The sequence below is a fragment of the Colwellia sp. E2M01 genome (assembly GCF_018860585.1).
Classification (GTDB): Bacteria; Pseudomonadota; Gammaproteobacteria; order Enterobacterales; family Alteromonadaceae; genus Colwellia.
Genome location: NZ_JAHKPR010000082.1, coordinates 101,536 through 125,461 on the forward strand (window position 1 = coordinate 101,536; position 23,926 = coordinate 125,461).

The 23,926-nt window shown below is 37.0% G+C and carries 21 protein-coding genes; 13 read left to right on the forward strand and 8 right to left on the reverse strand.

The genetic code is table 11. The annotated features are described in order from the left end of the window. Positions 1 to 100: 100 nt before the first annotated feature. On the forward strand, positions 101 to 2,893 hold the full coding sequence (locus KO502_RS16000) for an ATP-binding protein (RefSeq protein ID WP_252730803.1): 2,793 nt from the start codon (positions 101 to 103) through the stop codon (positions 2,891 to 2,893). Positions 2,894 to 2,943: 50 nt separating this feature from the next. Here KO502_RS16000 and KO502_RS16005 read toward each other — a convergent pair whose 3' ends face one another. Then, positions 2,944 to 3,855 carry a LysR family transcriptional regulator gene (locus KO502_RS16005; RefSeq protein ID WP_216023575.1) on the reverse strand — a complete coding sequence of 304 codons (912 nt, stop codon included), beginning with the start codon at positions 3,853 to 3,855 and terminating at the stop codon, positions 2,944 to 2,946. A gap of 132 nt (positions 3,856 to 3,987) precedes the next feature. Between KO502_RS16005 and KO502_RS16010 the strand changes: the two genes are divergently transcribed. Continuing rightward, a complete protein-coding gene (locus tag KO502_RS16010) occupies positions 3,988 to 4,434 on the forward strand; it encodes a VOC family protein (RefSeq protein WP_216023576.1) in 447 nt (148 codons plus the stop codon). Next, a complete protein-coding gene (locus KO502_RS16015) occupies positions 4,421 to 5,008 on the forward strand; it encodes a glutathione S-transferase (RefSeq protein WP_216023577.1) in 588 nt (195 codons plus the stop codon). Before KO502_RS16010 ends, KO502_RS16015 begins: the two co-directional genes overlap by 14 nt. Before the next feature lie 214 nt (positions 5,009 to 5,222). Here the strand turns inward: KO502_RS16015 and KO502_RS16020 are convergent, their stop codons facing one another. Beyond that, positions 5,223 to 5,843, reverse strand: coding sequence for a class I SAM-dependent methyltransferase (locus KO502_RS16020; RefSeq protein ID WP_216023578.1), 621 nt, complete (start codon positions 5,841 to 5,843; stop codon positions 5,223 to 5,225). A 29-nt stretch (positions 5,844 to 5,872) separates the two neighbouring features. After that, positions 5,873 to 6,820, reverse strand: a complete 948-nt coding sequence (locus tag KO502_RS16025) for an NAD(P)/FAD-dependent oxidoreductase (RefSeq protein WP_354668346.1) — start codon at positions 6,818 to 6,820, stop codon at positions 5,873 to 5,875. A 173-nt stretch (positions 6,821 to 6,993) separates the two neighbouring features. On the opposite strand from KO502_RS16025, the gene KO502_RS16030 reads away from it, so the two are divergent. From KO502_RS16030 to KO502_RS16065, 8 genes are all read left to right on the forward strand, one after another. Next, positions 6,994 to 7,395: an Rrf2 family transcriptional regulator gene (locus KO502_RS16030; protein ID WP_216023580.1), complete on the forward strand. Its 402-nt coding sequence runs from the start codon at positions 6,994 to 6,996 to the stop codon at positions 7,393 to 7,395. Positions 7,396 to 7,725: 330 nt separating this feature from the next. After that, positions 7,726 to 9,729: a TonB-dependent receptor gene (locus tag KO502_RS16035; protein ID WP_216023581.1), complete on the forward strand. Its 2,004-nt coding sequence runs from the start codon at positions 7,726 to 7,728 to the stop codon at positions 9,727 to 9,729. A 53-nt stretch (positions 9,730 to 9,782) separates the two neighbouring features. Then, positions 9,783 to 10,883 carry a PepSY-associated TM helix domain-containing protein gene (locus tag KO502_RS16040; RefSeq protein ID WP_216023582.1) on the forward strand — a complete coding sequence of 367 codons (1,101 nt, stop codon included), beginning with the start codon at positions 9,783 to 9,785 and terminating at the stop codon, positions 10,881 to 10,883. Continuing rightward, positions 10,853 to 11,647, forward strand: a complete 795-nt coding sequence (gene exbB, locus KO502_RS16045; RefSeq protein ID WP_216023583.1) for a tonB-system energizer ExbB — start codon at positions 10,853 to 10,855, stop codon at positions 11,645 to 11,647. Before KO502_RS16040 ends, exbB begins: the two co-directional genes overlap by 31 nt. Further along, on the forward strand, positions 11,637 to 12,065 hold the full coding sequence (locus tag KO502_RS16050) for a biopolymer transporter ExbD (RefSeq protein WP_216023584.1): 429 nt from the start codon (positions 11,637 to 11,639) through the stop codon (positions 12,063 to 12,065). Before exbB ends, KO502_RS16050 begins: the two co-directional genes overlap by 11 nt. Beyond that, positions 12,066 to 12,953, forward strand: coding sequence for an energy transducer TonB (locus KO502_RS17350; RefSeq protein ID WP_216023585.1), 888 nt, complete (start codon positions 12,066 to 12,068; stop codon positions 12,951 to 12,953). Between the two features lie 390 nt (positions 12,954 to 13,343). Next, positions 13,344 to 14,324 (forward strand): DUF1852 domain-containing protein, encoded by a 981-nt coding sequence (locus KO502_RS16060; protein ID WP_216023586.1) that lies wholly within the window; start codon positions 13,344 to 13,346, stop codon positions 14,322 to 14,324. An 82-nt stretch (positions 14,325 to 14,406) separates the two neighbouring features. Next, a complete protein-coding gene (locus KO502_RS16065; protein ID WP_216023587.1) occupies positions 14,407 to 15,510 on the forward strand; it encodes a methionine synthase in 1,104 nt (367 codons plus the stop codon). 121 nt (positions 15,511 to 15,631) lie between these two features. On the opposite strand, the gene KO502_RS16070 is transcribed toward KO502_RS16065, so the two are convergent. Both KO502_RS16070 and KO502_RS16075 read right to left on the reverse strand, forming a co-directional pair. After that, positions 15,632 to 16,462 (reverse strand): sulfite exporter TauE/SafE family protein, encoded by an 831-nt coding sequence (locus tag KO502_RS16070; RefSeq protein ID WP_216023588.1) that lies wholly within the window; start codon positions 16,460 to 16,462, stop codon positions 15,632 to 15,634. Between the two features lie 627 nt (positions 16,463 to 17,089). Further along, positions 17,090 to 17,626, reverse strand: a complete 537-nt coding sequence (locus KO502_RS16075) for a hypothetical protein (RefSeq protein WP_216023589.1) — start codon at positions 17,624 to 17,626, stop codon at positions 17,090 to 17,092. Positions 17,627 to 18,091: 465 nt separating this feature from the next. Here KO502_RS16075 and KO502_RS16080 point away from each other — a divergent pair, with 465 nt between their 5' ends. Then, positions 18,092 to 18,784, forward strand: a complete 693-nt coding sequence (locus KO502_RS16080) for a transposase (protein ID WP_216023590.1) — start codon at positions 18,092 to 18,094, stop codon at positions 18,782 to 18,784. 135 nt (positions 18,785 to 18,919) lie between these two features. Then, positions 18,920 to 19,738 carry a DUF2971 domain-containing protein gene (locus KO502_RS16085; protein ID WP_216023591.1) on the forward strand — a complete coding sequence of 273 codons (819 nt, stop codon included), beginning with the start codon at positions 18,920 to 18,922 and terminating at the stop codon, positions 19,736 to 19,738. Positions 19,739 to 19,808: 70 nt separating this feature from the next. Here the strand turns inward: KO502_RS16085 and KO502_RS16090 are convergent, their stop codons facing one another. The 3 genes from KO502_RS16090 to KO502_RS16100 all read right to left on the reverse strand — a co-directional run bounded on the left by KO502_RS16090 (position 19,809) and on the right by KO502_RS16100 (position 23,699). Then, the gene (locus KO502_RS16090) at positions 19,809 to 21,665 is read right to left on the reverse strand and encodes a monovalent cation:proton antiporter-2 (CPA2) family protein (protein WP_216023592.1); all 1,857 of its coding nucleotides are present in this window, start codon (positions 21,663 to 21,665) and stop codon (positions 19,809 to 19,811) included. Positions 21,666 to 21,909: 244 nt separating this feature from the next. Beyond that, positions 21,910 to 23,010: an FAD-dependent oxidoreductase gene (locus KO502_RS16095; RefSeq protein WP_252730804.1), complete on the reverse strand. Its 1,101-nt coding sequence runs from the start codon at positions 23,008 to 23,010 to the stop codon at positions 21,910 to 21,912. Next, positions 23,010 to 23,699 carry a cupin domain-containing protein gene (locus KO502_RS16100; RefSeq protein WP_216023593.1) on the reverse strand — a complete coding sequence of 230 codons (690 nt, stop codon included), beginning with the start codon at positions 23,697 to 23,699 and terminating at the stop codon, positions 23,010 to 23,012. Before KO502_RS16100 ends, KO502_RS16095 begins: the two co-directional genes overlap by 1 nt. Between the last annotated feature and the right edge of the window lie 227 nt (positions 23,700 to 23,926).

Below are 23,926 nucleotides of genomic sequence, written 5' to 3' on the forward strand. Positions count from 1 at the left end.
AATCAGATTGGTATTAATAACGCTTTATTTAATTTTTCAGTAAACCAATAAAGACCTGTTTTATTGTAATCGCACATATTTGACCTATAATAAATTGAAAATGAAAAATAAATTTTTTTGGAAATTTGTGTTCAATAAAGCTCCCCTAAAATCAAACCTTACGATTAGCACTCGTTACTCTACCAAAAATTACTCTATCAAAAAAACTTGGTTGTTATACGCAGTGCTATTTTTGAGTTATATTTTCTCAGGTCATTTTTTATCTTTTATATCATTTCAAAATCAAATAATGCCCATTTGGTTACCTGCAGGAATTGCACTTGTTGGTTGTTATTTATGGTGGTGGCGTTTTTTCCCCGCAGTAATCTTAGCCTCTTTTATTTTCAACCTATCTATTGCTCCTGATTTTGAGTTAACTAATATTGTGACTCAAAGCGTGCTACAAAATTCCATTATTGCTTTAGGTGCTGGCATACAGGCTATTGTGGGTGGCGCGTTATTACGCTATTGGCTCGGCAACCCTATCCATCAATCGAATAATGGTAAGTCACTCTATTTCATTTTTATAGTAGGTATACTCGTTAATTTAATCTCCGCTACTATTGGCGTAAATGCACTAAGCTTCTTCAACCCAGACTATGCTATTGGAAACGTGAAACTTAACTTACTATTTTGGTGGTTAGGTGACTCTCTTGGTGTTTTACTCGCCACGCCCTTTATACTCACTATTATTAATTTTAAGCACTTTACAAAACAAGGGAAAACACGTGGCATAATACTGTATTCAATTAGTGCCTTATTCATCATTATTAGCTTACTCACACATTTTTTTATCAGTAATACCAAGGTTAATACTGATAAATTAATTGAAAATGGAACAACCATTATTGAGAATGGTATATACCGACAAGTCAGCCATAGTGTTGAGCTATTAAATGAATTAGCAAGCTTGATTCAAGATAACCCGACACTATCACGTAAACAATTTCAAACCTTGACCGCACCTTTATTTAATAAATCGACAACATTAACAGCCATGTCGTGGAATCCACGGATCAAACAAACACAAAAGAATATACACGAAGCCGCGCTTTCCCTCGATTATCAACAAGAAAAAGTGATTAAAGGTACTCCTCTAAATTCTGATGACGATATCGTCTATGTTAAGTTCATTAGCCCTGAAGCCAAAAATGAACAAGCCATTGGGTTAAATGTAAATGCAAACCCTTCACGTAAAGCTACGCTAGCGGAAGTAATGCTAAATTTTCAACCACGAGCAACACCTATAATTCAATTGGTTCAATCAACAGAAAAAGAACCTGGCTTTTTGATATTTTTTCCGGTGTTTGAAAAAACTAAAAAAAGCAAAGAGGGCTTCATTGAAAATAATAAGTTACTTGGTTTTGTGACCGGCGTTTATTTAGCAGAAAAAGTTATTATTAATGCGGTTAGTCACCTACAAAAGAACTTGTTTTATTATAAAATTTTCGAAGAAAATAATCCGCAATGGTTTACTACAAATATCACCAAGCCTATTAAAGAAAGTTTGCGCAAAAAATACAGTATTAATGTTGCGGGTCAGTTTTGGCAGGTACAACTTTTTGCTAACGAAGAATTTTTAAGCCAACGAAGAAATCAAGATTTCGCGCGTTTTTTCTTATTATTAGTGGTCATAGTTACCTCAATAATTACTTCGCTTTTATTGATGAATAACCGACAGTTATATCTCGACAGGTTAGTGAAAAAAAGAACAAATTCATTAAATTTAGCTATGCAGGAAGAAACCGAAGCTAATCAAGCTAAAAGCCAGTTTTTGGCAACCATGAGCCACGAAATTAGAACCCCGATGAATGGTGTACTTGGCACGCTTCAATTACTGAAAGACAAAGTGACACAAAATGATAGCCGCGAACTGTTGAAAAATGCTGAATTTTCGGCTCATTCTTTGTTAACAATTATCAACGATATTCTCGATTTTTCTAAAATAGAGTCCAAAATGTTAACGCTCGAGAATATTGATTTTTCTCTCCGTAAAATAGTTGAATCAGTTACCTCTAACCTAAGTCCTATTTTAACCCAAAAATCTATTGAGCTAAAAACATCGTATCAAAATGCAATACCCGATATTTGGCAAGGTGATCCTACAAGAATTAAGCAGATTTTGACTAACCTTGTTTCTAACGCTAGTAAGTTTTCAGAAAAAGGCTGCATCACTATTGAGTTATTACACAAAAATATAGATGGGGAAACACAACTATGTATTAAGGTCAGCGATACTGGCATTGGTATGACCCAAGAAACGATTGATCATTTATTTGAGCAATTCACTCAAGCCGATACCTCAACCTCTCGATTATACGGTGGCACGGGGCTTGGTATGGCGATCACCCAAAATTTAATTAATTTAATGCAAGGCACTATCGACGTAAAAAGTACATTAGGGGTTGGTACTAGCTTTGAAGTTAACTTACCTCTAAAAGAAGGTACTTCACCAGAATTGATAGAAGAGGATTTGCTAGACGCTCCTGAGCTAAAAGGCAGAAAAATTCTTATCGCTGAAGATAATAGAATTAACCAGGTGATAATTAAAGCTATGCTAACAAAAACTAATGCAACACTTAAAATAGTTGAAAATGGCCAACTGGCAATAGACGCCTACAAAGAGTTTCAGCCTGATATGATCTTAATGGATATTCAAATGCCAGTTTTAGATGGTATTGAAGCTTGTAAAGTTATCAAAAATTTAAGCCCCAACATTCCTATTATCGCTTTTACCGCAAACGTTATTTTAGAAGATGTAGAAAACTATTTAAACAATGGTTTTAACGGACATATAAGCAAACCGATAGAAGTAAATAAACTGTATGCTAAATTAAATAAATACTTAAAATAGAAAGTCTTACCTATACCGGCTAAATATAAAGTTAGGCTCAATAATGTAAACTAAACGGTTAATTGATTAATTTTATTTTTAAGTTTTGGCGATGCAAAATCTAAAAAGCTCTTCATTTTTTGTGGCATGTATTTCCTCGATTTATGCATTAAATTTACCGGTACACTGCTAGGCTCAAACTCTGCCAATATTATATTAAGTAACCCCTTATCTACCGCACTTTTAACTTGGTAATGTAATTGCTGTGTTACCCCTACACCACAAATAGCAGCATTCACTGCGGCTTCGGTATCAGTTACCGTTAATCTAGCAGGCATTTTTATATTAAACATTACCTTAGTATCAGGTTGCATATAACTCCAATCAGGCAGTGATTTGGTAATATTTAACGATATGCTCGGTAATGCAATTAAATCATGAGGAGATAATAATTGTTTATGAGCATTTAACAGTTGTTGATTTGCGCAAGTCACTACTCTAATTTTGCCCACTTGAGTCGCAATCATAGAGCTATCAGGTAACTCGCCAATTCTTATCGCCATATCAACTTCATTCTCATATAAATTGATGTTTCCATCTGACAAAATTAATTGCACGTTGATGTTTGAATACAATGATAAAAATTCATTCACAATAGGCAGTACATATAATTTTCCGAACATAACAGGCGCGGTTATTATTAACTCCCCTCTGGGCTCGGCGTATTCGCCTTTAACACTGCGCTCAGCTTCTTCAACCTGTTCAAGAATACGTTTACAAGCGGCAAGGTAATCTACGCCTGACGCAGTTAATGACAGTTTTCTTGTTGTTCTGTGTAACAAACGAATACCTAATTGCTTTTCAAGCTCTGATATTTTTCGACTTAACGTAGGCAGTGGAATATTTAATGCTTTGCTTGCTGCTGAAAAGCTGCCTACCTCGACAACCTTGATCAACATAGACATCACTTCTAACCGATCCATAATTATCTCATTTATTGAAAATATTATTATCAAATCTACCGTATTATCTTTTAAATAACAAAGTGTCATAGTGCTCTTGTCAGAAATAAACAATCAAAAGTAAATAGCCAAAACTTAAAGGGCACTTATGTAATGAATACGGTATCTGAAATAAACACTGAAGTTGCTTTAGCTTATGACCATATTGGTATCAGAGTCAGCGATAGAACTGAAGCAGTGCGTTTTTATGAACGCCTTGGCTTTAAAGAAACCTATCGCATACCACAAGGTGAAGCCAATGAAATGGTTAGCTCAGCAGGTGTTCGCATTAACCTTATTTTTAATGGCGCAAAAACTAAAGATCGCCAAAACGTACTACTTGATGAAGCCATTAAAAAACCCGGCATCACACATCCTGCATTTATCATTAATGATTTAGCTAAACTGCAAACTTGGTTAGTTAACGCTGGGATAAAAATCACCGAAGGCCCTAAACAGATTGGGCTAAGAAGAATCGCATTATTTATTCGAGATCCAGACGGCAATGTTCTTGAATTCAATCAACTAGTATCAGAGGAAATAAACAATGAAACTCTATGATTTAGATTTATCCGGTAATTGTTACAAAGTGAGATTATTTGCATCACTTATCGATACGCCATTATCTATCATCCCTGTCGATTTTGTTCGAAGAGAGCACAAAGAAAACAAGCTAATGCAACTAAATTCTTGGGGTGAAATCCCTATACTTGAAGATGGCGAGGTTGTATTAAGAGATTCGCAGGCAATATTGGTTTATTTAGCAAATAAATATGGCGGAGAAGCATGGTGGCCTAGCGAGGCGCATTTGCAAGCTGAAGTAATGCAATGGTTATCTGTCGCGTCTAACGAAATACAGCATGGGCCAAACACTGCTCGACTCATTAAAAAATTTGGCTTAGAAAGCGATTATTCATTGTGTTTAGCACGATCAGAGCGAATATTAACTTTAATAAATGATCACCTTGCCAACAATAATTGGTTAGCGGCGAATCGCCCAACCGTTGCTGATTGCGCGGTTTATCCTTACATATCAATTACACATGAAGGTGGCATAGACGTGGATAAATATACTCATATTCAGGCATGGATGGATAGAATAACTAAATTACCTAATTACATATCTTTGCTTTAAATGTATTAAAAACATTTATATAAGCATGGGCTAGGCGTTAACCATATTTTGATGTGCGTTGTTTTTTAAAAAATTGGGTTGGATATGAAGTAGCAATTTCTGGTGCACTTCATATCCTCAATCGACTTAATTTACAGTGCCGTTAAGGCCTAACACTAATATTCATTACATAATTCCCTAACTTTTACTTTCATAATCAATGTTAAAAACAACGTTATTTTTTACAAATAATGAACCAAAAGGTTTGTGAATACTCATTAACTTCTTTTATTTCAAGTAAACCATAGTCACTAAACTGTGCTTTTATCGTCGCTTCATCATAATAAAATAAATTAACCCCATGCTTGCTAGCAAACCTGTTTTTACTTATTTCAACACCTTCGCCATAGGTTTGACTATGCTTAGATAAGGTAACAAATACCATGTACCCATTACTTTTAAGTTGTTGATAGCTGTTATTTATCAAGTTTGTACGCTCATTTTCATTAAGTAAGTGAAGCAAGGCATAACAAAAAACTCCGTCATATATTTCATCATCAAAAGGCATGTTAGTGACATTACCGTGATACACTTTCATGCTATCACCATATTGTTTATGCGCTATGTCGATTGCGGTTGCAGATATTTCAATCCCAGTAACATTAAAACCATTGTCGCTAAAAACCTTGCCATTACGACCATAGCCAAACCCTGGAATTAACACCTTTTTCAAGCCGTTATTTTTAAAGAGTTCAACCGTTAATGCTGTAGTATTTGAAGATTCATCTCCCCACATCATTTGTTTATCTTTAAAGGTAGTTTCCCAAAACTCTAATGATTCGGTATTTTTTGTCATTCTAACAACCTTGTTTTCACTGATATTAACTAGAGCAACTCTTGAATTAATTGTTTATGTGCGCCAATACCTGCCATTACACCTGAGGCAGAAGCAAAAGTAGCATTTTGCATTGGGTTAGCAATATCGCCAGCGGCAAAAACGCCTTTAACTGAGGTTTCTTTAAAATCGTCAGTTACCACTACCGCTCCCATTGGCCCGTCGGTAAATTCACAACCTAAAAGTTCAGCAAATGGACTCGCCATGTGTGTTTTAGGGCCAACATATAATCCACCTAATTCAATCGTTCGACCATCACTAAGTTTTACCGCAGAGACTTCAAGATTATCACCTAATACTTCAACAATAGGTGTGTCTTCAAAGCTAACGCCACGTTGCTGTAAAAATAATTTTTGCTCTGGGTCAGGCTGATATTCACCTTGAGAAAAATAGGTGGTTACGCCCCAATCAGGGATCATACCTGCTTGATGTAACGACATCGGCCCTGTCGCAATAACACCTAACGAACGATTACGTAATTCATAACCATGGCAATAAGGGCAATGAATAACTGTTTTGCCCCAACGCTCTTTAACGCCTTTAATATCTGGTAATTCATCTTTTAAACCAGTAGCGAGAATTATTTTTTTGCAGTCTATTGTGGCGCCGTTGTTAAGTTTTACAGTAAAGCCCTGAGCTTCTTTATTAATATCAATCACTTTATCTTCAATGATAGTGACACTTTCATATGCTTGTAATTGCTGCCATGTTTTCTCTTTAATAGCAGTTGGGCTGTAACCATCTAATCCTAAAAAACCATGTGAATGATCCGTAAATCGGTTTCGCGGTTTACCAGCATCAATTACTGTAACTTTACGCTGAGCTCTTACTAATTGGGTCGCAGCAGAGATCCCTGCAAAACTACCACCAATAATCACAACATCTTGCTTCATCTTTAATTCCTCATATTTTTTAATCGTTAGTGATTGCAGACCTATTCATTAATCATTACTAAGTTACAAATCACTCAAAACCACCAACTCACGAAACATATTAAGTTACATGAGTTAAAAAAGTCAACACATGAAACATTTAAAGTTTCGTGATATTATCAAGCGAATAAATAGCTGTGGCTATTCACAAAAGAATAAGAAAATAGAAAGAGAATAAAATGAGAAAAGACAGTCGCTTATCACGCATGCTCCATATTTTAATCCACATGGATCACATGGACGAGCCTGCAACCTCAGATCATATAGCAATAATCTTACAAACTAATCCTGTTGTAGTAAGGCGTACCATGGGCTGCTTACGTGATAAAGGCTACGTTACTTCAGTGAAAGGACACGGCGGCGGCTGGCGTTTAAATGTCGCACTCGCTGATATCACCTTGCTAGATATTCATAACGCCTTAGGGGAAAGCTCTGTTTTCACTATTGGTTTAAGTGATGAAAATACAGAATGCCTTATTGAAAAAGCAGTAAATCGAGAACTTGCTAACGCACTTAAAGCCTCAGAAGACTTATTATTAGCACGCTTTGGCGAAGTTAGTTTAGATAAGCTAGCCATTTAATATCTAATTTTAGCCCAGATAAAAACATAACGACTAGTTATGTTAACCAAATACACCTAACACAAACACATGAATAGTTTAGGCGACTTTCATCGATATTGCTTTTCTAGTCGATTTAATACGCAAAGGCGCAGATATACAGTATTAATTATACTTCTCATTTATCTAAGCCTACCCCATACCTAAAAAGTAAACTAAACCTCTATAATAGAATTACATAATTTTAACATACTACCATAGAATATAATTCATCATTATGTATAATAGGAATGATTGCTATTCACACTTACCTTAGCATTTGATATAAACTCCATAAACAAAGGATATTCCGTGTTAAACTCAGTTTCCAACCTCACTCAGCCCATAGCGTTTTCTAAATCTATTATCTTCGGCGCAATTATCTTGGCTCTTTCTAACAAAGCATTTGCTGTCGAAAATCAAGAATCTAAAAGTCAACAAAATGAATCTATTACCTTAGAGGCGATAGATGTTAGTGCAAGTGAAGTTCATCAAGCACAATCATTACGTAAGCAAGCGATTGATGCCTCTGCCAGTAACCGTTCAACAAGTCAAACCTCTGGTAGTCAGCTTGAAGAGCACAACTCAGTAAACACCTTAAATACATTGCAACAAAGTGTCAGTGGTATGATCACGGCGCCAGGATCTTCAGATCATTTTGGAGGTAGTACTAAAATCCGTACTTTTGGTGATTTTGGCGCTGCAACTTCTATTGATGGTTTACCAACATTTCGTTTAACGCAAACAGAAGGCGGCGGTTACGCTAATACGTTAATACCAAGTGGTGCCATTGAAAATGTAACTGTATATAAAGGTAGTCAAGGGGTAATGTACGGTGATGGCACTGATGGCGGTACTATCGTTACGCAAATTAAATCAGGTCGTAACTATAAAAACCATGTCGCAGTAACTGCAGATTACAGCACCGCTGATGAATATCAAATACAGCTAGAAGCTGCTAATGGTACTGAACAAGGTGACTACTATATTACTGGTCGCTGGTTAGATGGTGACTATCAAGGCACTCCTCAAAACATGGAAGAACAAACAGTTAAAGGCGGTGTTGCTAAGTTAGGTTGGAACTTTAGCGAAGAAACTCGTTTAGAAGCATTATTCATTGCCGATGATTCGAACCCTTTAATTTATCGTAACGGTGACTTAAATGAAATTGAATCAAGCTCATTAGTGAGCTCGTTAACTTTAGATCATATGGTCGATAAAAATTTATCATTTCAAGCAGGCCTAGTGTATTCAACTTCTGATATGCAATGGGAAGCGCGTAATCGTGATCGTGGCACAGACAACAAAATAGCTTTTGCTAATGCCTTTTTTACTCATACATTAAATGATAATTGGGGTTATGTTGGTACTGTTGGCGCTGAATACTCAATGATAGACGCCTACCGTGATAACCAGTGGCATAACCAGTTTAACGATACGTCTATCAAAAATAGTAATACCTTTACCTATAAAAAAGACTGGGTTTTTACTTTAGGTTTACGTAATACCTGGTTTGACAATGAAATAACCTTAGATAACACCGTTCAAGACGAAAACTTAGCAACTGATTCTGTATTATCTTATGAGTTAAGTGCCGGCTATCAAGTAACAAGTGCGTTAAACTTGCGTAGCTCAATTTCAAGTGGTTACAACCGTTATTACAGTAAATACGGTAACTTTGGTACTGACGCATTAAACCCTGAAGGCGCAGGTGATGAAATTGTTGAAGCGCTAACTTATGAAATAGGCGCTACTTATAACTGGAGTTCTGGCTCAGTTGATATGGCACTTTATCAAGTAGATCAAGACGGTGTTCCACGTCGTAATGACGGTCGCATTGAAAGTATGCTGGTTAAACAACAAGGGCTTGAATTTGATTGGATGCAGTTAATTACTGACAACTTATCATTAACCGTTAACTTCACTCACATTATTGATTTAGACGCTATTCGTGAAGATGGCAGCCATGTTAACGGTAATATCTTTTGGGGTGATCAAGTAACTCCAGTGCCAACTAACCAGCTAGGTTTACAACTAGATTACGCACTAAACAACCAAGTAGCACTATGGGCAAAAGGCTTTTTAAATGGCGGTTTTGATAGCACACAAGCTGATGGCTCTGTTATTGAAAGAGAAGATTATCAACTACTTGATCTTGGTGTTTCGTGGCAATTCAACAGCAAAACACTATTCACCGCACGCATTGAAAATGTTACCGATGAGCATAATTATGGTCAAGTAATTGTAGGTGACAAAGCGCCTGAAGAAACGAATATTGGTCGAGCATTATGGCTTGGAGTAAATTACACGTTCTAATGTTGTAGTCAACAGGAGTTAGGTGCCTTAAAAAGGCACCTAACTATTCATCTATGAAATCAATTGTCCTTACCACTTTATCCCGTCGAAAATACTGGAAGAAGATACACCTTTATTTAGCCCTAATAGCCTGCATACCACTACTGTTAATTGCGATTACTGGCATTATTTTAGCGTTTGATACTTATATTCGTGGACTTAATAATCCACAAACTATCGCTAATCCTAATAACCTTCCGTTATTGCCTATGGCGAAAATAATTAATAAAGCTCAGCAGGAGCTACCATCGTTAACCTTACATATGGCAGTTGCGCCTAAGTCGAGTTGGCACCCTTATTTAATTTATGCATCGAAACAACAAGGCAAAAAGCGTCCTTTTTTTAGGTTATACATTAACCCTTATGATGGTGATATTACTCTGATTGAAAATAGCCCATCATTACCATTAACTTTTATTAAGCGTATTCACCGTAACTTGTTAGTTGATCAGCCTGGCCGTTACATTGTCGCCGCAGTTAGTACAATACTAATGTTACTTGGTTTAATTGGCGTGTATTTATGGTGGCCTATGCGTAAACGCACTATAGTTTACGCACTTAAAAAGAAGCAGCGTTTAAGTCTGCATAATTTGCTTGGTGTTATTGCCCTACCTTTAATCATTGTAATTACGCTTACCGGTATTACGGTTACGTTTAAAAAGGTGGTTATTCCCTTTGTTTATACTATAACGCAATCTCCGCCTTTACTTGAGCCGCCAAATTCAAGACAAAAAGTTAACTCGCATAAGCGTGTAAACCTAGTTTTATCAAAGGCTAGTGAGCAATACCCATTGTTAACTATCACCAGCATTAGTTTACCTAAACCCAATACATTCAAACCCTTTGTAGTGCAATTACGCAGCCCTAATGATGTACATCCTATGGGCTGGAAAAAAGCATTCTATGATGGAAATACAGGTGAAAAAATTGGCTTTCACGATACCGCTAAACAATCGATAGCCGCTCAATACAACCAACTATGGTACCCATTACATACAGGTGAAATTTTAGGCTTTACTGGCGCTATTATTTGGACACTAGTTTGTATTTCAATTATTTACTTAACTTATTCAGGATTATTATTGTGGAACACTCGTCGAAAAAAAGTCGCTTAATAGTATTATTAACTGCGATAACCCTCTTTATTATAAGCGGTACTGCGCATGCTAGTGACGCAAGCGCACAAGGACACGATCTATCACCGTTAGGCATGTTTTTTATGGCTGGCTTAGTGGTTAAAACTGTTATTTTAATATTACTATTCGCATCAGTTATTAGCTGGACTATTGCATGTGTAAAATTTCGTGAAGTCGGTAAATTAAGTAAGCAAATATCAACAAGCTTAGAGCAGTGCTTACCTATTCATTATTTACATGACTTACAAAAAGCCCCTGTTACTTGTAGTGTGAGTCAAAAAATGATCAACACTCCTTTTAGTGAGCTTGATTTGTCTCCTACTGGCATGCCAAGTCAAGGAATTAAAGAGCGTGTACAAATGGCACTAATGGCTATTGAAAAGCAACAAAAAAAACAACTAATAAGTCAACTTGGATTTTTAGCAACCGTTGGCTCTACCGCGCCTTTTATCGGCTTGTTCGGCACTGTTTGGGGTATAATGAACAGTTTTATTGGTATTAGTGAAAGCAACACTACTGATTTAGCCGTGGTGGCTCCGGGTATTGCTGAAGCATTATTTGCTACTGCCTTAGGTTTAGTCGCAGCTATTCCTGCCGTAATGCTTTATAACGTTTTTAGTCGAAAAGTAGCTCATGTTGCTGGACAACTACATGAACTATCAGCGCATATTAACCGCTTACTTTCTCGAGAATTAGACCTAGAAACCTTACCAAAACAAAGCGATCCTAAAAATGCAATTTAATGATACTGAAGAGGAATTAGTTGAAAACCATGACATTAATGTCACGCCTTTTATAGATGTAATGTTAGTGCTACTTATCATTTTTATGGTGGTAGCTCCCCTTGCCACTATTACCGTACCTATTGAACTACCCACCAGTAATAAAGAGGCAAGTGAGCTGCCGCCCCCTAACCCTGTAGTAGTAACTATTACTAAGGAAGGTAGTTATGTTATGGCTGAAAATACCATTTCACTAGAAAACCTAGCGAGTGAAATAAAGCAAGCGGTTGCCCAGCAAGACGAAGAGTTGGTTTACATACAAGCTGACAAAAGCATTAATTATGAGCAATTAATGACATTGATGAATTTAATTAGAAGCCAAGGCATTGCTAATATTGGTTTAGTGGCCGAACCTGAAAAAGCACTAAGTGAGTCTTAAGTGAACGTAAAGAGCAAGGTACGCAAAATTAATAATTTCTTTATTACCCGTAAAAGTTGGTGTTTAGCATTTATCGCAGTGATGTTAATACATACCGCGGTTATTGCAACAATGATAACAAGCAAAGAAAAAAATATTGAAATTAGCGCCGCACCTCCTTCTGCGGTTATTATGATTTATGCTCAAGCCAATACCCCTGCTAAAAAAACCATAAAAAGAACCGAAACGGCTCCAGTGTCATCAACAATAGCAAAAAATCCTGAAATTATTATTGAAACTCAAACAAACAACGGTAAACATCAAGCAGTTAAAAAAAGCCCTCTCATTGAGCAAACCGATATTAAAGAGGAAGTCGTTGAAAATGAAATAAAACAGGAAGTTATTGAAGAGTCAGCCAAGCCAATTAAAGAATCTAAACCCATTGAGCCGGTAGACAATAATAAAGAGGAAATACCAGACGACGTTGAAGTAACCGAAGTCGCAGAAACTGTAGAAGAAAATAATAATATTGATTCACAACAAGCGCTTAATCAGCAAGTATCCTTACATGCTGAGCATCAATTAGACAAAGGCGCTGTTGCTAAAAACCAAAATGAATTAGCCATGGCGCAATGGCAACATAAAGTGCAAGCACATTTAGAAGGGTTAAAGCGCTACCCTCCTTTAGCGTTAAAACAAAAAAGACAAGGTACTGTAACTGTACATTTTGATATTAATAAAGAAGGTGAAATTATATCGTCTTCACTATCAAAAACTAGCGGTGTTAGATTACTTGATAATGCTACAGTTCAATTAATTGCTAGAGCTGATCCTCTACCGAAACCTCCTGAACATATTGCAAGTCAACGGTTATCAATTGAAGTACCGATTAGATACTTCATTAGATAGCTGCTTTCTTGGAAAATTTTCAAATTATCAGCATTTAGAGCATCAACACTAGCTAAAGCCCTCAAAAAATCATAAATGAAAAGAATAGAATATAGATATACTTTCTATTCTATTCATATCAATTATCTAACTGCCATCAACAAAACCTATGATTAAAACTAATCATTAAATGAATTTAAATCAATTTTATTCATACAAATATCCGCGTATAAATCACTCTAGGCTTTTAGCTAACAGCAAAATTATCATTATTGTTTAAACAAATCGGTACTAATTACTTTGTTTGTACATGACAACACGGTAAATAATTTTTGCTAACTAAAGCTAAAAAAGAGCAAACAATTAACTCCGGCTTTATCACTGGAAGCTTACAAAATAGAGTACTTAGCCATGAAAAATAAAGATTTTATATTTACCATCAAAAAAATTAGTTTCGACGAAGACTATCAACCTGCAGAAAATACACGCACTACCACTAACTTTGCTAACTTAGCTAGAGGTGAGAGCCGTCAAGCAAACTTACGTAATGCCTTAACCATGATTGACAATAGTTTCAATGCATTAGCTCATTGGGATAACGCCAATGGTGATCGCTACTCTGTCGAGCTTGAAATTGTTTCGGTCGATATCGATATTGAAGCCAGCGGGCAATCTTTCCCGTCTATTGAAATATTAAAAACCAACATTGTTGACCATAAAACTAATAAATGTATTGAAGGCATTGTTGGTAATAACTTTTCTTCTTATGTACGAGATTATGATTTTAGCATTTTGTTGTCAGAGCATAATAAGAATAAAAACCAATTTAGTATTCCTGATAACTTTGGTGAATTACACGGAAAAATATTCAAACACTTCGTTAATTCAAATACTTACAAAGATAATTTTGCCAAGCCACCGGTGATCTGTTTGAGCGTTTCTGACACTAAAACCTATTACAAAACCGAAAACCAACATCCCGTTTTAGGTTTTGAATATCAACCTAGTGATGCTTCTTTAACCGAGCAGTACTTTAAAAAGATGGGCTTACAGGTTCGTTACTTTATGCCACCCAATAGCGTAGCGCCTTTAGCCTTCTATTTCTTTGGTGATCTACTTGCTGATTACACCAACCTTGAGTTGATTAGCACCATAAGTACCATGGGAACGTTTCAAAAAATCTATAGACCAGAAATTTATAACGCAAATGCGGTGGCGGGTAAATGTTACAAGCCAAGTTTAAAGAACCCTGATCACTCATTAACGCAAATTGTTTACGACAGAAAAGAGCGTAGCAGTTTAGGTATTGAACAAGGTAAATTTGCTGAGCAACACTTTATTAAACCTTATCAAACGGTGCTTGAGCAATGGTCTAATAACTACGCTCAGTAAAATCGCGTAATAACAGTGCACAATCAAACACTAATACGCTCAATGCGATGAAAACAAATTATAAAATGAGGCATGATTTATTATGACAACACTTGCTAAGCCCGAATACACAAACAAAGAACTTTTCAATAAATTAATACTACCTACGTCAACTGCAGGTAGTTTACCTAAACCTGTTTGGCTTGCTGAGCCGGAAACACTTTGGTCGCCTTGGAAGTTACAAGATGAAGAGCTTATCGCCGGAAAAAAAGAGGCTTTACGTTTATCTTTGCAAGACCAGCAACAAGCAGGCATTAACATAGTGAGCGACGGCGAACAAACGCGCCAACATTTTGTGACAACATTTATTGAGCACCTAAACGGCGTTGACTTTGAAAAACGTGAAACCGTGCGCATTCGTGATCGTTATGACGCCAGCGTACCAACCGTTGTTGGCCCTGTTTCTCGTCAAAAATCAGTCTTTGTTGAAGACGCTAAGTTTTTACGCCAGCAAACTACACAACCAATAAAATGGGCGCTACCTGGCCCTATGACCATGATTGATACTTTATATGATGATCATTACAAAAGTCGTGAGAAACTAGCATGGGAATTTGCCAAAATACTCAACCAAGAAGCGAAAGAGTTAGAAGCCATAGGTGTTGATATTATTCAATTTGACGAGCCTGCTTTTAACGTGTTTTTTGATGAAGTAAACGAATGGGGTATTGCTTGTTTAGAAAGAGCCATTGAAGGGCTTAAATGTGAAACTGCAGTACATATTTGTTATGGCTACGGTATTAAAGCTAATACCGATTGGAAAAAAACCTTAGGGTCTGAATGGCGTCAATATGAAAACGTTTTTCCGAAACTACAACAATCTAACATTGATATCATCTCATTAGAGTGTCAAAACTCGCATGTGCCAATGGAATTAATTGAACTACTTCGCGGTAAAAAAATAATGATTGGCGCGATTGATGTTGCAACCAACACTATTGAAACACCTGAAGAAGTTGCTAACACATTGAGAAAGGCACTTAACTATGTAGATGCCGATAAACTCTATCCGTGTACTAACTGTGGTATGGCACCACTACCTAGTGAAATTGCAACAGCCAAATTAAATGCGTTGAGTGCAGGTGCTGCCATTGTTAGGCAAGAGCTTTCAAAAAAACACATTAAAAAACGGGCAAGTGCGTTTTAAGTTATTAAATAATAAAGTACTGTTAATAAGCTACTATTTAGTAAAATAACAAGGCTACGGTTAAATCATAGATTTATACTCACTATAAAACCGTAGCTCTCGCTATGTAAACGCTCGAGTTTTAAAGCGCCAATTGCGCCAACATACGTAAACCAGTAAACAGCAATACTATGGCAAACACTCTTTTCAATTTTACCGCATCTAACTTCGCCGCTAACGACGCACCAACAGGCGCAAATAATACCGTTAACGGCACAATACAAATAAAACCAATAACATTCACTAAACCAAAAGTACCTACAGGCGCATCAACAGGCGTAGTGCCTAGCGCGAGCATAGTTAATGCACCCGGTAATGAAATAATTAAACCTATTGCCGCCGCTGTACCAACCGCTTTGTGCGCAGGGTAGTTATATAAGGTAAGTAAAGGCACAGAAATAGTACCACCCCCTATACCCACCATTGAGCTGAAAAAGCCAATAGATGTTCCCATAACAGATTGCCCTGCAGTGCCTGGCAGCTGTTGAAATAACGCAGCTTTTGATGATCTAAATAACATATTTAGCGCAGACAAGGTGGCGATCACCCCAAACAAAATAGTCAGTAACGTTCCATCGACACGAGTTACCAACCAACTACCTGCCAGTACCCCTATTAAAATGAATATTGCCCATCGTTTTAACAATTCAAAATCAACATTACCTTTATGATGATGAGAGCGAATAGAGCTAACAGAGGTTGGCACTATGGTCGCCAATGACGTTGCGGTAGCCACTAACATGGCAGATTCTGGCGACACACCAAAACTCTGAAATAAGAAAAACAACACAGGCACAATAACAATACCGCCACCTACACCTAATAAACCTGCCAAAATTCCGGCAAATATACCTGTAGCAACCAAGGCAAAAAAGGTGGTTATATTATTTGTTATAAATTCAATGATATTCATTAACTTCTTCTTCTATTTTTATAAACGACACTTAGTGTCTGAACTATTATGGCGGAAAATCGCCGTTGAGGTTTTATACCAATTTCGAAAGTTTATGGCCTGATTATACGAAGTAAAAATGGATAGGGGTAAGGCGCTTAATTCAGCAATAGCTGGCTACTGCAATTGAAAAACCGTAATAATTACTAAATAACGGCTTAGCTGCTGATTTTAGCCAGTAGAAATTAATACATAATTCTTGATATTGGTGTTCTGTAACCAAATGACATTTTACTAATACCTCTCGAATTAATAAAAATGATATAAATTCATCATTGCATGAATAAAATTAATAATTAGCCTTGTTATGTGGGACTACTTTAAACGCTAGTTTTTTTGAAATCAAACTCTGTGCTATAAAGAGATCTAAGCTGATTCACATTAGGTTCTGTTGAGCTTTCAGGATTAAAATTTATTCAATTTAAAAAGCAAGCAACAATGAATAAATACGTTTTAAATGAACCTAAAGGCAGCACTTGTTTGAAATTTAGGCGGCATTATCGCATGTGACGTGCCTACTATTAATGCAAAGAAGTCCAAACAAGTTGCTGTAAAAGTCATCTCGAAAGCTCAACAGACCCTATTAATTTATTTATCAGTCTCATTTTCTACCATTAGATTAAATGTTTTAACATCGCAATTATTAAAACCATCACAACCTTTTACAATAAAGGTTAAGTTTGATTTATCTTCATCAAGAAAAGACTCTTCCCCTAGGTTGTCATTTGCAATAGAACAAAATAAACGGTTGTCATCAACTTCACACTCAACCTCCCCTGTTACATTAGGACAAAGCGAAAAAGACGTACTACCGCATTTAAGGCTTACTATTTTATTGCTGTCAGAATGCTCTTCACCGTTAGTCGATAAATATAAATCTATTTTATACGCCGCCAAAATGGGTGACACCCATTGCACTTCAAAACTGCTTCCTTCTGTTATCGTCACCGACTCCCCTTCAAAATAATCTTTGCCATCAAACCTTATGTTTTGCAGAGTAAAATTATCTTGTTCATCGAGAGAGCCACCTGGTGTATCAGTATTACTCCCACCCTGTTTATCATCAGAGCCGCTTCCGCAAGCACTTAGTACTAATAGACTTATGATGATTAAAATGTATTTCATAAATACCTTCATATTTGACTGAATATTTTCAAAGTTTAGTTTGTTGATAAATAAATAACGATACCACGATTTTCAATTAACGGTTCTGCATCAACTCTTATTTTTAACAGATACAAAAAACCTCCAAATACTATAATTGCACTTAGAGGTTTAAATCTACCATAAAAACTCGAGGTATTTTATGCTGCTTGACCAGAACAATAGTAAGTAAATTGCTATAAACAGGTTTAAAGTAAGCAAATTAAATACATAAATCAAAAAAACAAGGCGAGCTTTTATAAAAAGTGCGCCTTGTTTTTTCAGTTTTGGTACTTAATTTTAAACCGTTTTAGCGGATGATTTAGTCGCGGTTAATGCTAAATAAGTGAATCCAATAATACCCGTTAACATAAGTGGGGTCAGAGTAAACTTAAATTTCTCAGCTATACTTTCTAGTTCAAGTCACTTTGAACAAGGAAGTTGCACATGCCAAGACCTCCAAGAATTTGTCCCATCGGTATTCCTCAACACGTTATTCAACGAGGTAATAATCGCCACGTTTGCTTCACGGCTGAAAAAGACTTTAAAGCTTATACTGGATGGCTAAAAGAGTACTCGCGTAAATTTCATGTCGAAATTCACGCGTGGGTATTTATGACAAATCATGTTCATTTGCTTTGTACTCCTCAAAAAGCCAATGCTGTTAGCCTTATGATGCAATCACTTGGTAGACAATATGTCAGATATTTTAATTACACATACAAACGTACCGGAACACTTTGGGAAGGTCGTTTCAAATCTAGTTTAGTGCAAACCGAAGAATACTTAATCCAACTATATCGTTATATTGAACTCAATCCTGTAAGAGCGAATATGGTTAATGACCCTGCCGAATATGTCTGGTCGAGCTATCAAATCAACGCCCTAGGTAAAGCCTCTCAGCTTTGTACTCCACATCAGATTTACCTTTCAATAAGCAACGACCCTCAAGCAAGACAATTATCTTACCGAGCCCTATTTCAACATCAATTAGATGCAAAAATGATTAACGATATTCGTCAAGCAACCAACAAAGGCATGGTAATCGGTAGCAACACATTTAAAGACCAAATAGAAAGACTAACGGGGAAAAGCATGCATCCAAAGAAAATGGGACGCCCTTTTAAAGTAATAGAATAAAGTTTACTCTGACCCTACTTATTCTTATTTCCTAATATTTCCTAACAGATAATTACCATATCTTAAATCCACCTAATTGTTCTAATAAGAGTTTTATGATAGTTTTTTCATAACTAGATGTAAAAGTAAGATATTATGCTTTTCAAATACCTACCAATTGAACGTTTAGATGTTATTGAGAAACTCTCAATTAGGTTCTCTCCATTTAAGTCTTTAAATGATCCATTTGAGTCCTTTCCACTTATTAACGCACAAGAAAACATAGATGGCACTTATGATCGTATGATAGCTAATACTTTAAAGGAAATGGATAATATATGGGAAAATGCACCTGACGAAGAGAAAACCCCCGAAAATAAAAAGATACTTGAAAATAGTAAAAATAGTTTTGCAAATGAAATCTATGAAAACACTAGTCCTTATTCATTTGGTTTAAGTTTAATAGAGCATTTGAAACATTTGTGCATTTTGTCGTTATCAAGAACAAATTCAAACATATTAATGTGGTCACATTATGCATCGAATCATGAGGGGTATATTATAGGGTTTCATGATTCACATGCGTTTTTAAACCAAAGGAATCTAAGAGGTGAAGCAGTAAAGCCTAAGCCTGTGATCTACTCAACAAAACGTCAAATTTTTAATGAAACTAATAATACATGTCTTGAATTGTTTTGTAATAAATCAATAGATTGGTCTTACGAAGAAGAAGAGCGTATTTTCTTAAACCATGTTGATGGCCGTCGTTCTTCTGGAAAAGATGACTACGGAATGGATATTGTGCTATCTGATATTCCTATTGAAGCAATATCTAGTATTTATTTAGGTAGTAACTCAAACAAAGGTACAGAAGAGAGGATCTTAAATGCTCTTAAATATCACAATATTTCCATACCAGTATTTAAAGCCTCGATATCTAAGACTGAATATGAAATAGAGTTTAAAAAGCTATAAAAAGGCCTAGGTCACATAAGTGGGGTCCATATAAGTAGGGTCAGAGTCTGACCCTACTTAGTTAAAACTTTTATTGTGAAGTAATTTCATCACATAGAGAATTATCACCTTTTTGACAAGTATTTAGTTTTTCTTGTTCTTCCTTATCTTTAAGCAACACTTGTTTCAAATCTTCTGTACGTTGTTTAACGGCTACACCATAACTATAATCATCACCCCATAATTTCGCTAATTTTATTAAGGATTCATTATCATGCTCAGCAAATATTTTACCTGCACGTTCTGAAATTTCTTTATCATGTCCGAGTAACGTTAACGCATCAACACCTAAACTCAAGGCTGAGTCGAACGTTTCACGTTTAAAGTTATCAATACCCACATTGATTAATTGAAATGCATGGCGACGATCAATGGCGCGTGCAACAATTTTTAGATGTGGATAGTGTTTTTTGGCAAGTTCTGCTATTTCAAGTACCTTATCTGCGTCGTCGATAGCTATAACCAATAGTTGCGCGTCGTTTGCTCCTGAGGCATCGAGCAAATCTTTTCGCGCAGCATCACCATAGAAAACTTTATTACCAAACCGCCTTAATAACTCTATTTGACTGGGGCTATGATCAAGAATCGATAAGTGGTATCCCTGCGCTGTAAGCAAGCGGCCGATAATTTGCCCAAAACGGCCATAACCAGCAATGATAACGCTTTTAGTCGCTTCAATTTCTTCCGGACTATCAAATGCTCGTTGAGCAGTGTCTTCGCGGTCGATTATTTTATCGTAGAACATGAGTAACAGCGGAGCCATTAGCATAGATATTGCTACGACTAATGTTGTCAGTTTGGTTTGCTCTAGCGTTAGAATACTCAACGAACTGGTGAGTGATAATAGTACAAAGGCAAATTCGCCACCTTGCGCTAGCGCCAAAGTAAACAGTAACTTTTGTTTGCTTTTTATTTTAAATAATATCGCAAGTGCATACAAAACTGCGGCTTTAATAATGATTAACCCACAAACAAAAAGCATAACGTTAGTAAATTGAGTCATTAATAAAGGAAAGTCGATTGATGCGCCAACGGTGATAAAAAATAGCCCAAGCAATAAGCCTTTAAACGGTTCTATATCAACTTCTAATTCATGCCTAAACTCGCTTTCAGCCAAAACAACACCCGCTAAGAACGTCCCTAATGCAGGTGACAAGCCTATTTTTTGCATAATTACGGCGATAACAATTACTAAGAAAAGCGCAAACAATGTGAATAATTCACGTAATCGCGTTTCTGCAATATAACGAAATAACGGCGCTGAAATATACTTACCCGCAAGTATAATGGTTGCGATAGTTACTAAAGCGATGATCACTTGTGCATAAGCCGGTAGATGCTCAACTAAATTGCTATGGCCAGATGCGGCACTTGTTATATCTGAAAATGCCAACAACGGAAGAAGTGCCAAAATAGGAATAATGGCTATATCTTGAAATAGCAAAACAGAAAAAGCATTTTGTCCAGCTTCTTGTTTTATCCAGCCTTTTTCAGTCAATGTTTGTAATACAATCGCAGTTGAAGAAAGAGCAAGCATTAAGCCGATTGCTAATGCAGTTTCCCACCGTAAACTCAGACCAAAATAATACACAGCAAAGAACAGTGAGCTGGTTATTAATACTTGCAAACCACCTAAGCCAACAATGGAATGTCTTAACTTCCATAAGCGCGAGGGCTGTAATTCTAAGCCTACGAGAAATAGCATCATTACAACGCCAAACTCAGCAAAATGCATGACATCGGTTTGGTCACCCACAAGTCCAAATGCAAAAGGCCCAATTAAGATACCCGCAATCAAATATCCCAGTACAGAGCCTAAACCTAATCGTTTTGCTATCGGCACGGCAACTATTGCTGCGGCTAGATAAATTACGGCCATTTCTAACATGTTTTTCCTCGCTGTATGTCGTGTGAAACTTGTTTATAACTCATGTTAATGATAAGTCTACCTAAAAACGATAGTTTAACCTAACCGCTATGCCTTGCTGTCTGATTTAAGTTTAGTTGTAGATGCTGGCTCTTGGTTATCAACATCATAATATTGCATTTGTATGTTCCAGTTAACGTTAAAGTAATCAATGGCATTTAACATGTTACTGCACAGCCATATACCGAAGCATTTTTAAATTTTTTCAGTTTGATGTGGCTAGGTATTGCTCAATGCCATGGCTCGCCGCTTCTATCGCACCGGCAACATAGCCTGGAAATTGCATCGCCCATTCACTGCCAATACCGACTAAACTTTGATGCCACGGGCCATTTTGCGCTGTTATGTCAGGTGCTGGCGCATGCGTATTAGTTGCGTGTGTATCTAGCGACGTTGCCGTGAGTGAGTCTTTTGCCCAGTCTTTAATAATATCAGCTTTTGGTGTGGCGGCTTGTGCGCCAAAAAGCCTGACTAATTGCGCTCGACAATGTGTTATTAAATCTTCATTACTGATGTGTTTTCGATCATCAGCGGGTATACCAATAAAGCCAAATAATGCAGCTTGGCCTTCTGGATTTGATGCATCGTGTATTTCAGCCATTGGCCCAACGCTGCTACGGGCACTGCCTGATAACGCTTGTTCGCGCCAAAATGCTGTATCGTACACGGCAATATACTTGGCATGTGGTGCCATCCATGTTGCGGTATTTTGCCACTGTGTGACTAAATTGCTTGGCAATGCTGGGGTAAATGTTATTTGGCTTACGGCTAAACGTGGCGGTAGCGCAAGCATTACATGCTCAACATTTACTTTATTATCGGCTGTGCTTGAGGTGCTAAAGTTAACTTCAATATTACTGTTTTGGTGGGTAATCGATTTTACCAAAGCGCCGGTAACTATTTGCTTGTTGCTAAGCTTTGCATGTAAGGCATTAATGAGTGTACCCATGCCACCTTTTAACCGCATAGACGTAGGAGCATGCGTATAACCGCGCATCGTTGTTGGCGGTTGCGTATGGGATCTCTCTACTAAGGTGTTGCCTTGATCGTACTGGGCAAATGCTTCAAGGTTTAAGGTGTTAATAATGGCATTTAATTGTGGCTGAAACTCTGGCCAAAACCAGGTAGGGCCAAGATCAAAGTTATTTTTTGTAGTTTGCGACAGGTTTGTAAAGTCCATAATGCGGCCACCTAGTTGGGTTCTGGCTTCAAGCAATATGTAATCGGTAATGCCTTGTTGCTCTAGCCGGTAGGCCGCGTACAATCCGCTTAGCCCACCGCCTATAATCGCAATTTTTGTACGCATTATTTAACCTCCACAGCCAATGTTTTGCCTATATTGTTAAAATCACCGACTTTAAGGTAAATTTTAGCGCTATCGTTTCCCGCTGATATTAGTGCTTTGCTATTACTTGGCAGCCTTAGCCAGCTTCCTTTTGAATATTCTACCTCGTTGTGCAGTACGCTGCCGCTTAGTACAAATAACTCTAAGGCATTATGTGCTTTTACATTATCAAATAGGTGCTGTTGTGGGGCTAGCTTTACCAGTTTAGTAACTTCGTTTTCATCTTGATAAAGCGGGCAGATTGTACGGTTATTTTGTGTTATCCACGTAGCTGGGTCGTGTGTATTTATGCGTACAGGTGTGGTTTCTTTTTCGCTCATTTGCCACAGTTTTACGAAAATTGTTGCGCCACTTTTACTCTTAGGTGCATGTGAAGATCCTAGCGGGTTTCGTAAATAAAAGCCTTGTGGGTAGTCGCCCGACTCATCTGAAAAGGTGCCCGAAAGTACCATTATTTCTTCTCCACCTGGGTGAGCATGGCTTGGAAAAGTAGACTCAGGCGCATAGCGTACTACGCTTGTTGCTCTGGCTTTTTCAGCGCCTATTCTGTCGAGCATTACACGCTCAACACCCGCTTGAGGTGATGTTTGCCAACTATATTGACTTGGCAGCATTGAAGCTTGTTGTGAAAAATCTGAATTGATTCGCATTTGTCCAACCTAAATAAAATAAGAGTAATAATACCAATTCTATTAAGTTTGATCACAACTCAGAGCGCGGTCAGGGAAGTTAGAATGAGCAAAATTTGTGTCGATATAGTCATTCTATTTCAAACAAATTTATGAAATTATCACTTCCCTGACGTGCTCCCAAGGGCGAGTTTAAAAGGCTTATATGCGGCGTTATAGATTTTGACAAGGACGCTACATGGATGTAG

What these genes read in the sequence shown, in the direction of transcription:
- KO502_RS16030 (WP_216023580.1), top strand. Translation starts at nt 6,994, where the DNA reads ATGAGAAAAGACAGTCGCTTATCACGCATGCTCCATATTTTAATCCAC.
- KO502_RS16100 (WP_216023593.1), bottom strand. Translation starts at nt 23,699, where the DNA reads ATGCGAATCAATTCAGATTTTTCACAACAAGCTTCAATGCTGCCAAGT.
- KO502_RS16075 (WP_216023589.1), bottom strand. Translation starts at nt 17,626, where the DNA reads ATGAAATACATTTTAATCATCATAAGTCTATTAGTACTAAGTGCTTGC.
- KO502_RS16010 (WP_216023576.1), top strand. Translation starts at nt 3,988, where the DNA reads ATGAATACGGTATCTGAAATAAACACTGAAGTTGCTTTAGCTTATGAC.
- KO502_RS16095 (WP_252730804.1), bottom strand. Translation starts at nt 23,010, where the DNA reads ATGCGTACAAAAATTGCGATTATAGGCGGTGGGCTAAGCGGATTGTAC.
- KO502_RS16085 (WP_216023591.1), top strand. Translation starts at nt 18,920, where the DNA reads ATGCTTTTCAAATACCTACCAATTGAACGTTTAGATGTTATTGAGAAA.
- KO502_RS16065 (WP_216023587.1), top strand. Translation starts at nt 14,407, where the DNA reads ATGACAACACTTGCTAAGCCCGAATACACAAACAAAGAACTTTTCAAT.
- KO502_RS16000 (WP_252730803.1), top strand. Translation starts at nt 101, where the DNA reads ATGAAAAATAAATTTTTTTGGAAATTTGTGTTCAATAAAGCTCCCCTA.
- KO502_RS16015 (WP_216023577.1), top strand. Translation starts at nt 4,421, where the DNA reads ATGAAACTCTATGATTTAGATTTATCCGGTAATTGTTACAAAGTGAGA.
- KO502_RS16040 (WP_216023582.1), top strand. Translation starts at nt 9,783, where the DNA reads ATGAAATCAATTGTCCTTACCACTTTATCCCGTCGAAAATACTGGAAG.
- KO502_RS16060 (WP_216023586.1), top strand. Translation starts at nt 13,344, where the DNA reads ATGAAAAATAAAGATTTTATATTTACCATCAAAAAAATTAGTTTCGAC.
- KO502_RS16090 (WP_216023592.1), bottom strand. Translation starts at nt 21,665, where the DNA reads ATGTTAGAAATGGCCGTAATTTATCTAGCCGCAGCAATAGTTGCCGTG.
- KO502_RS16080 (WP_216023590.1), top strand. Translation starts at nt 18,092, where the DNA reads ATGCCAAGACCTCCAAGAATTTGTCCCATCGGTATTCCTCAACACGTT.
- KO502_RS16020 (WP_216023578.1), bottom strand. Translation starts at nt 5,843, where the DNA reads ATGACAAAAAATACCGAATCATTAGAGTTTTGGGAAACTACCTTTAAA.
- KO502_RS16005 (WP_216023575.1), bottom strand. Translation starts at nt 3,855, where the DNA reads ATGGATCGGTTAGAAGTGATGTCTATGTTGATCAAGGTTGTCGAGGTA.
- KO502_RS16050 (WP_216023584.1), top strand. Translation starts at nt 11,637, where the DNA reads ATGCAATTTAATGATACTGAAGAGGAATTAGTTGAAAACCATGACATT.
- KO502_RS16070 (WP_216023588.1), bottom strand. Translation starts at nt 16,462, where the DNA reads ATGAATATCATTGAATTTATAACAAATAATATAACCACCTTTTTTGCC.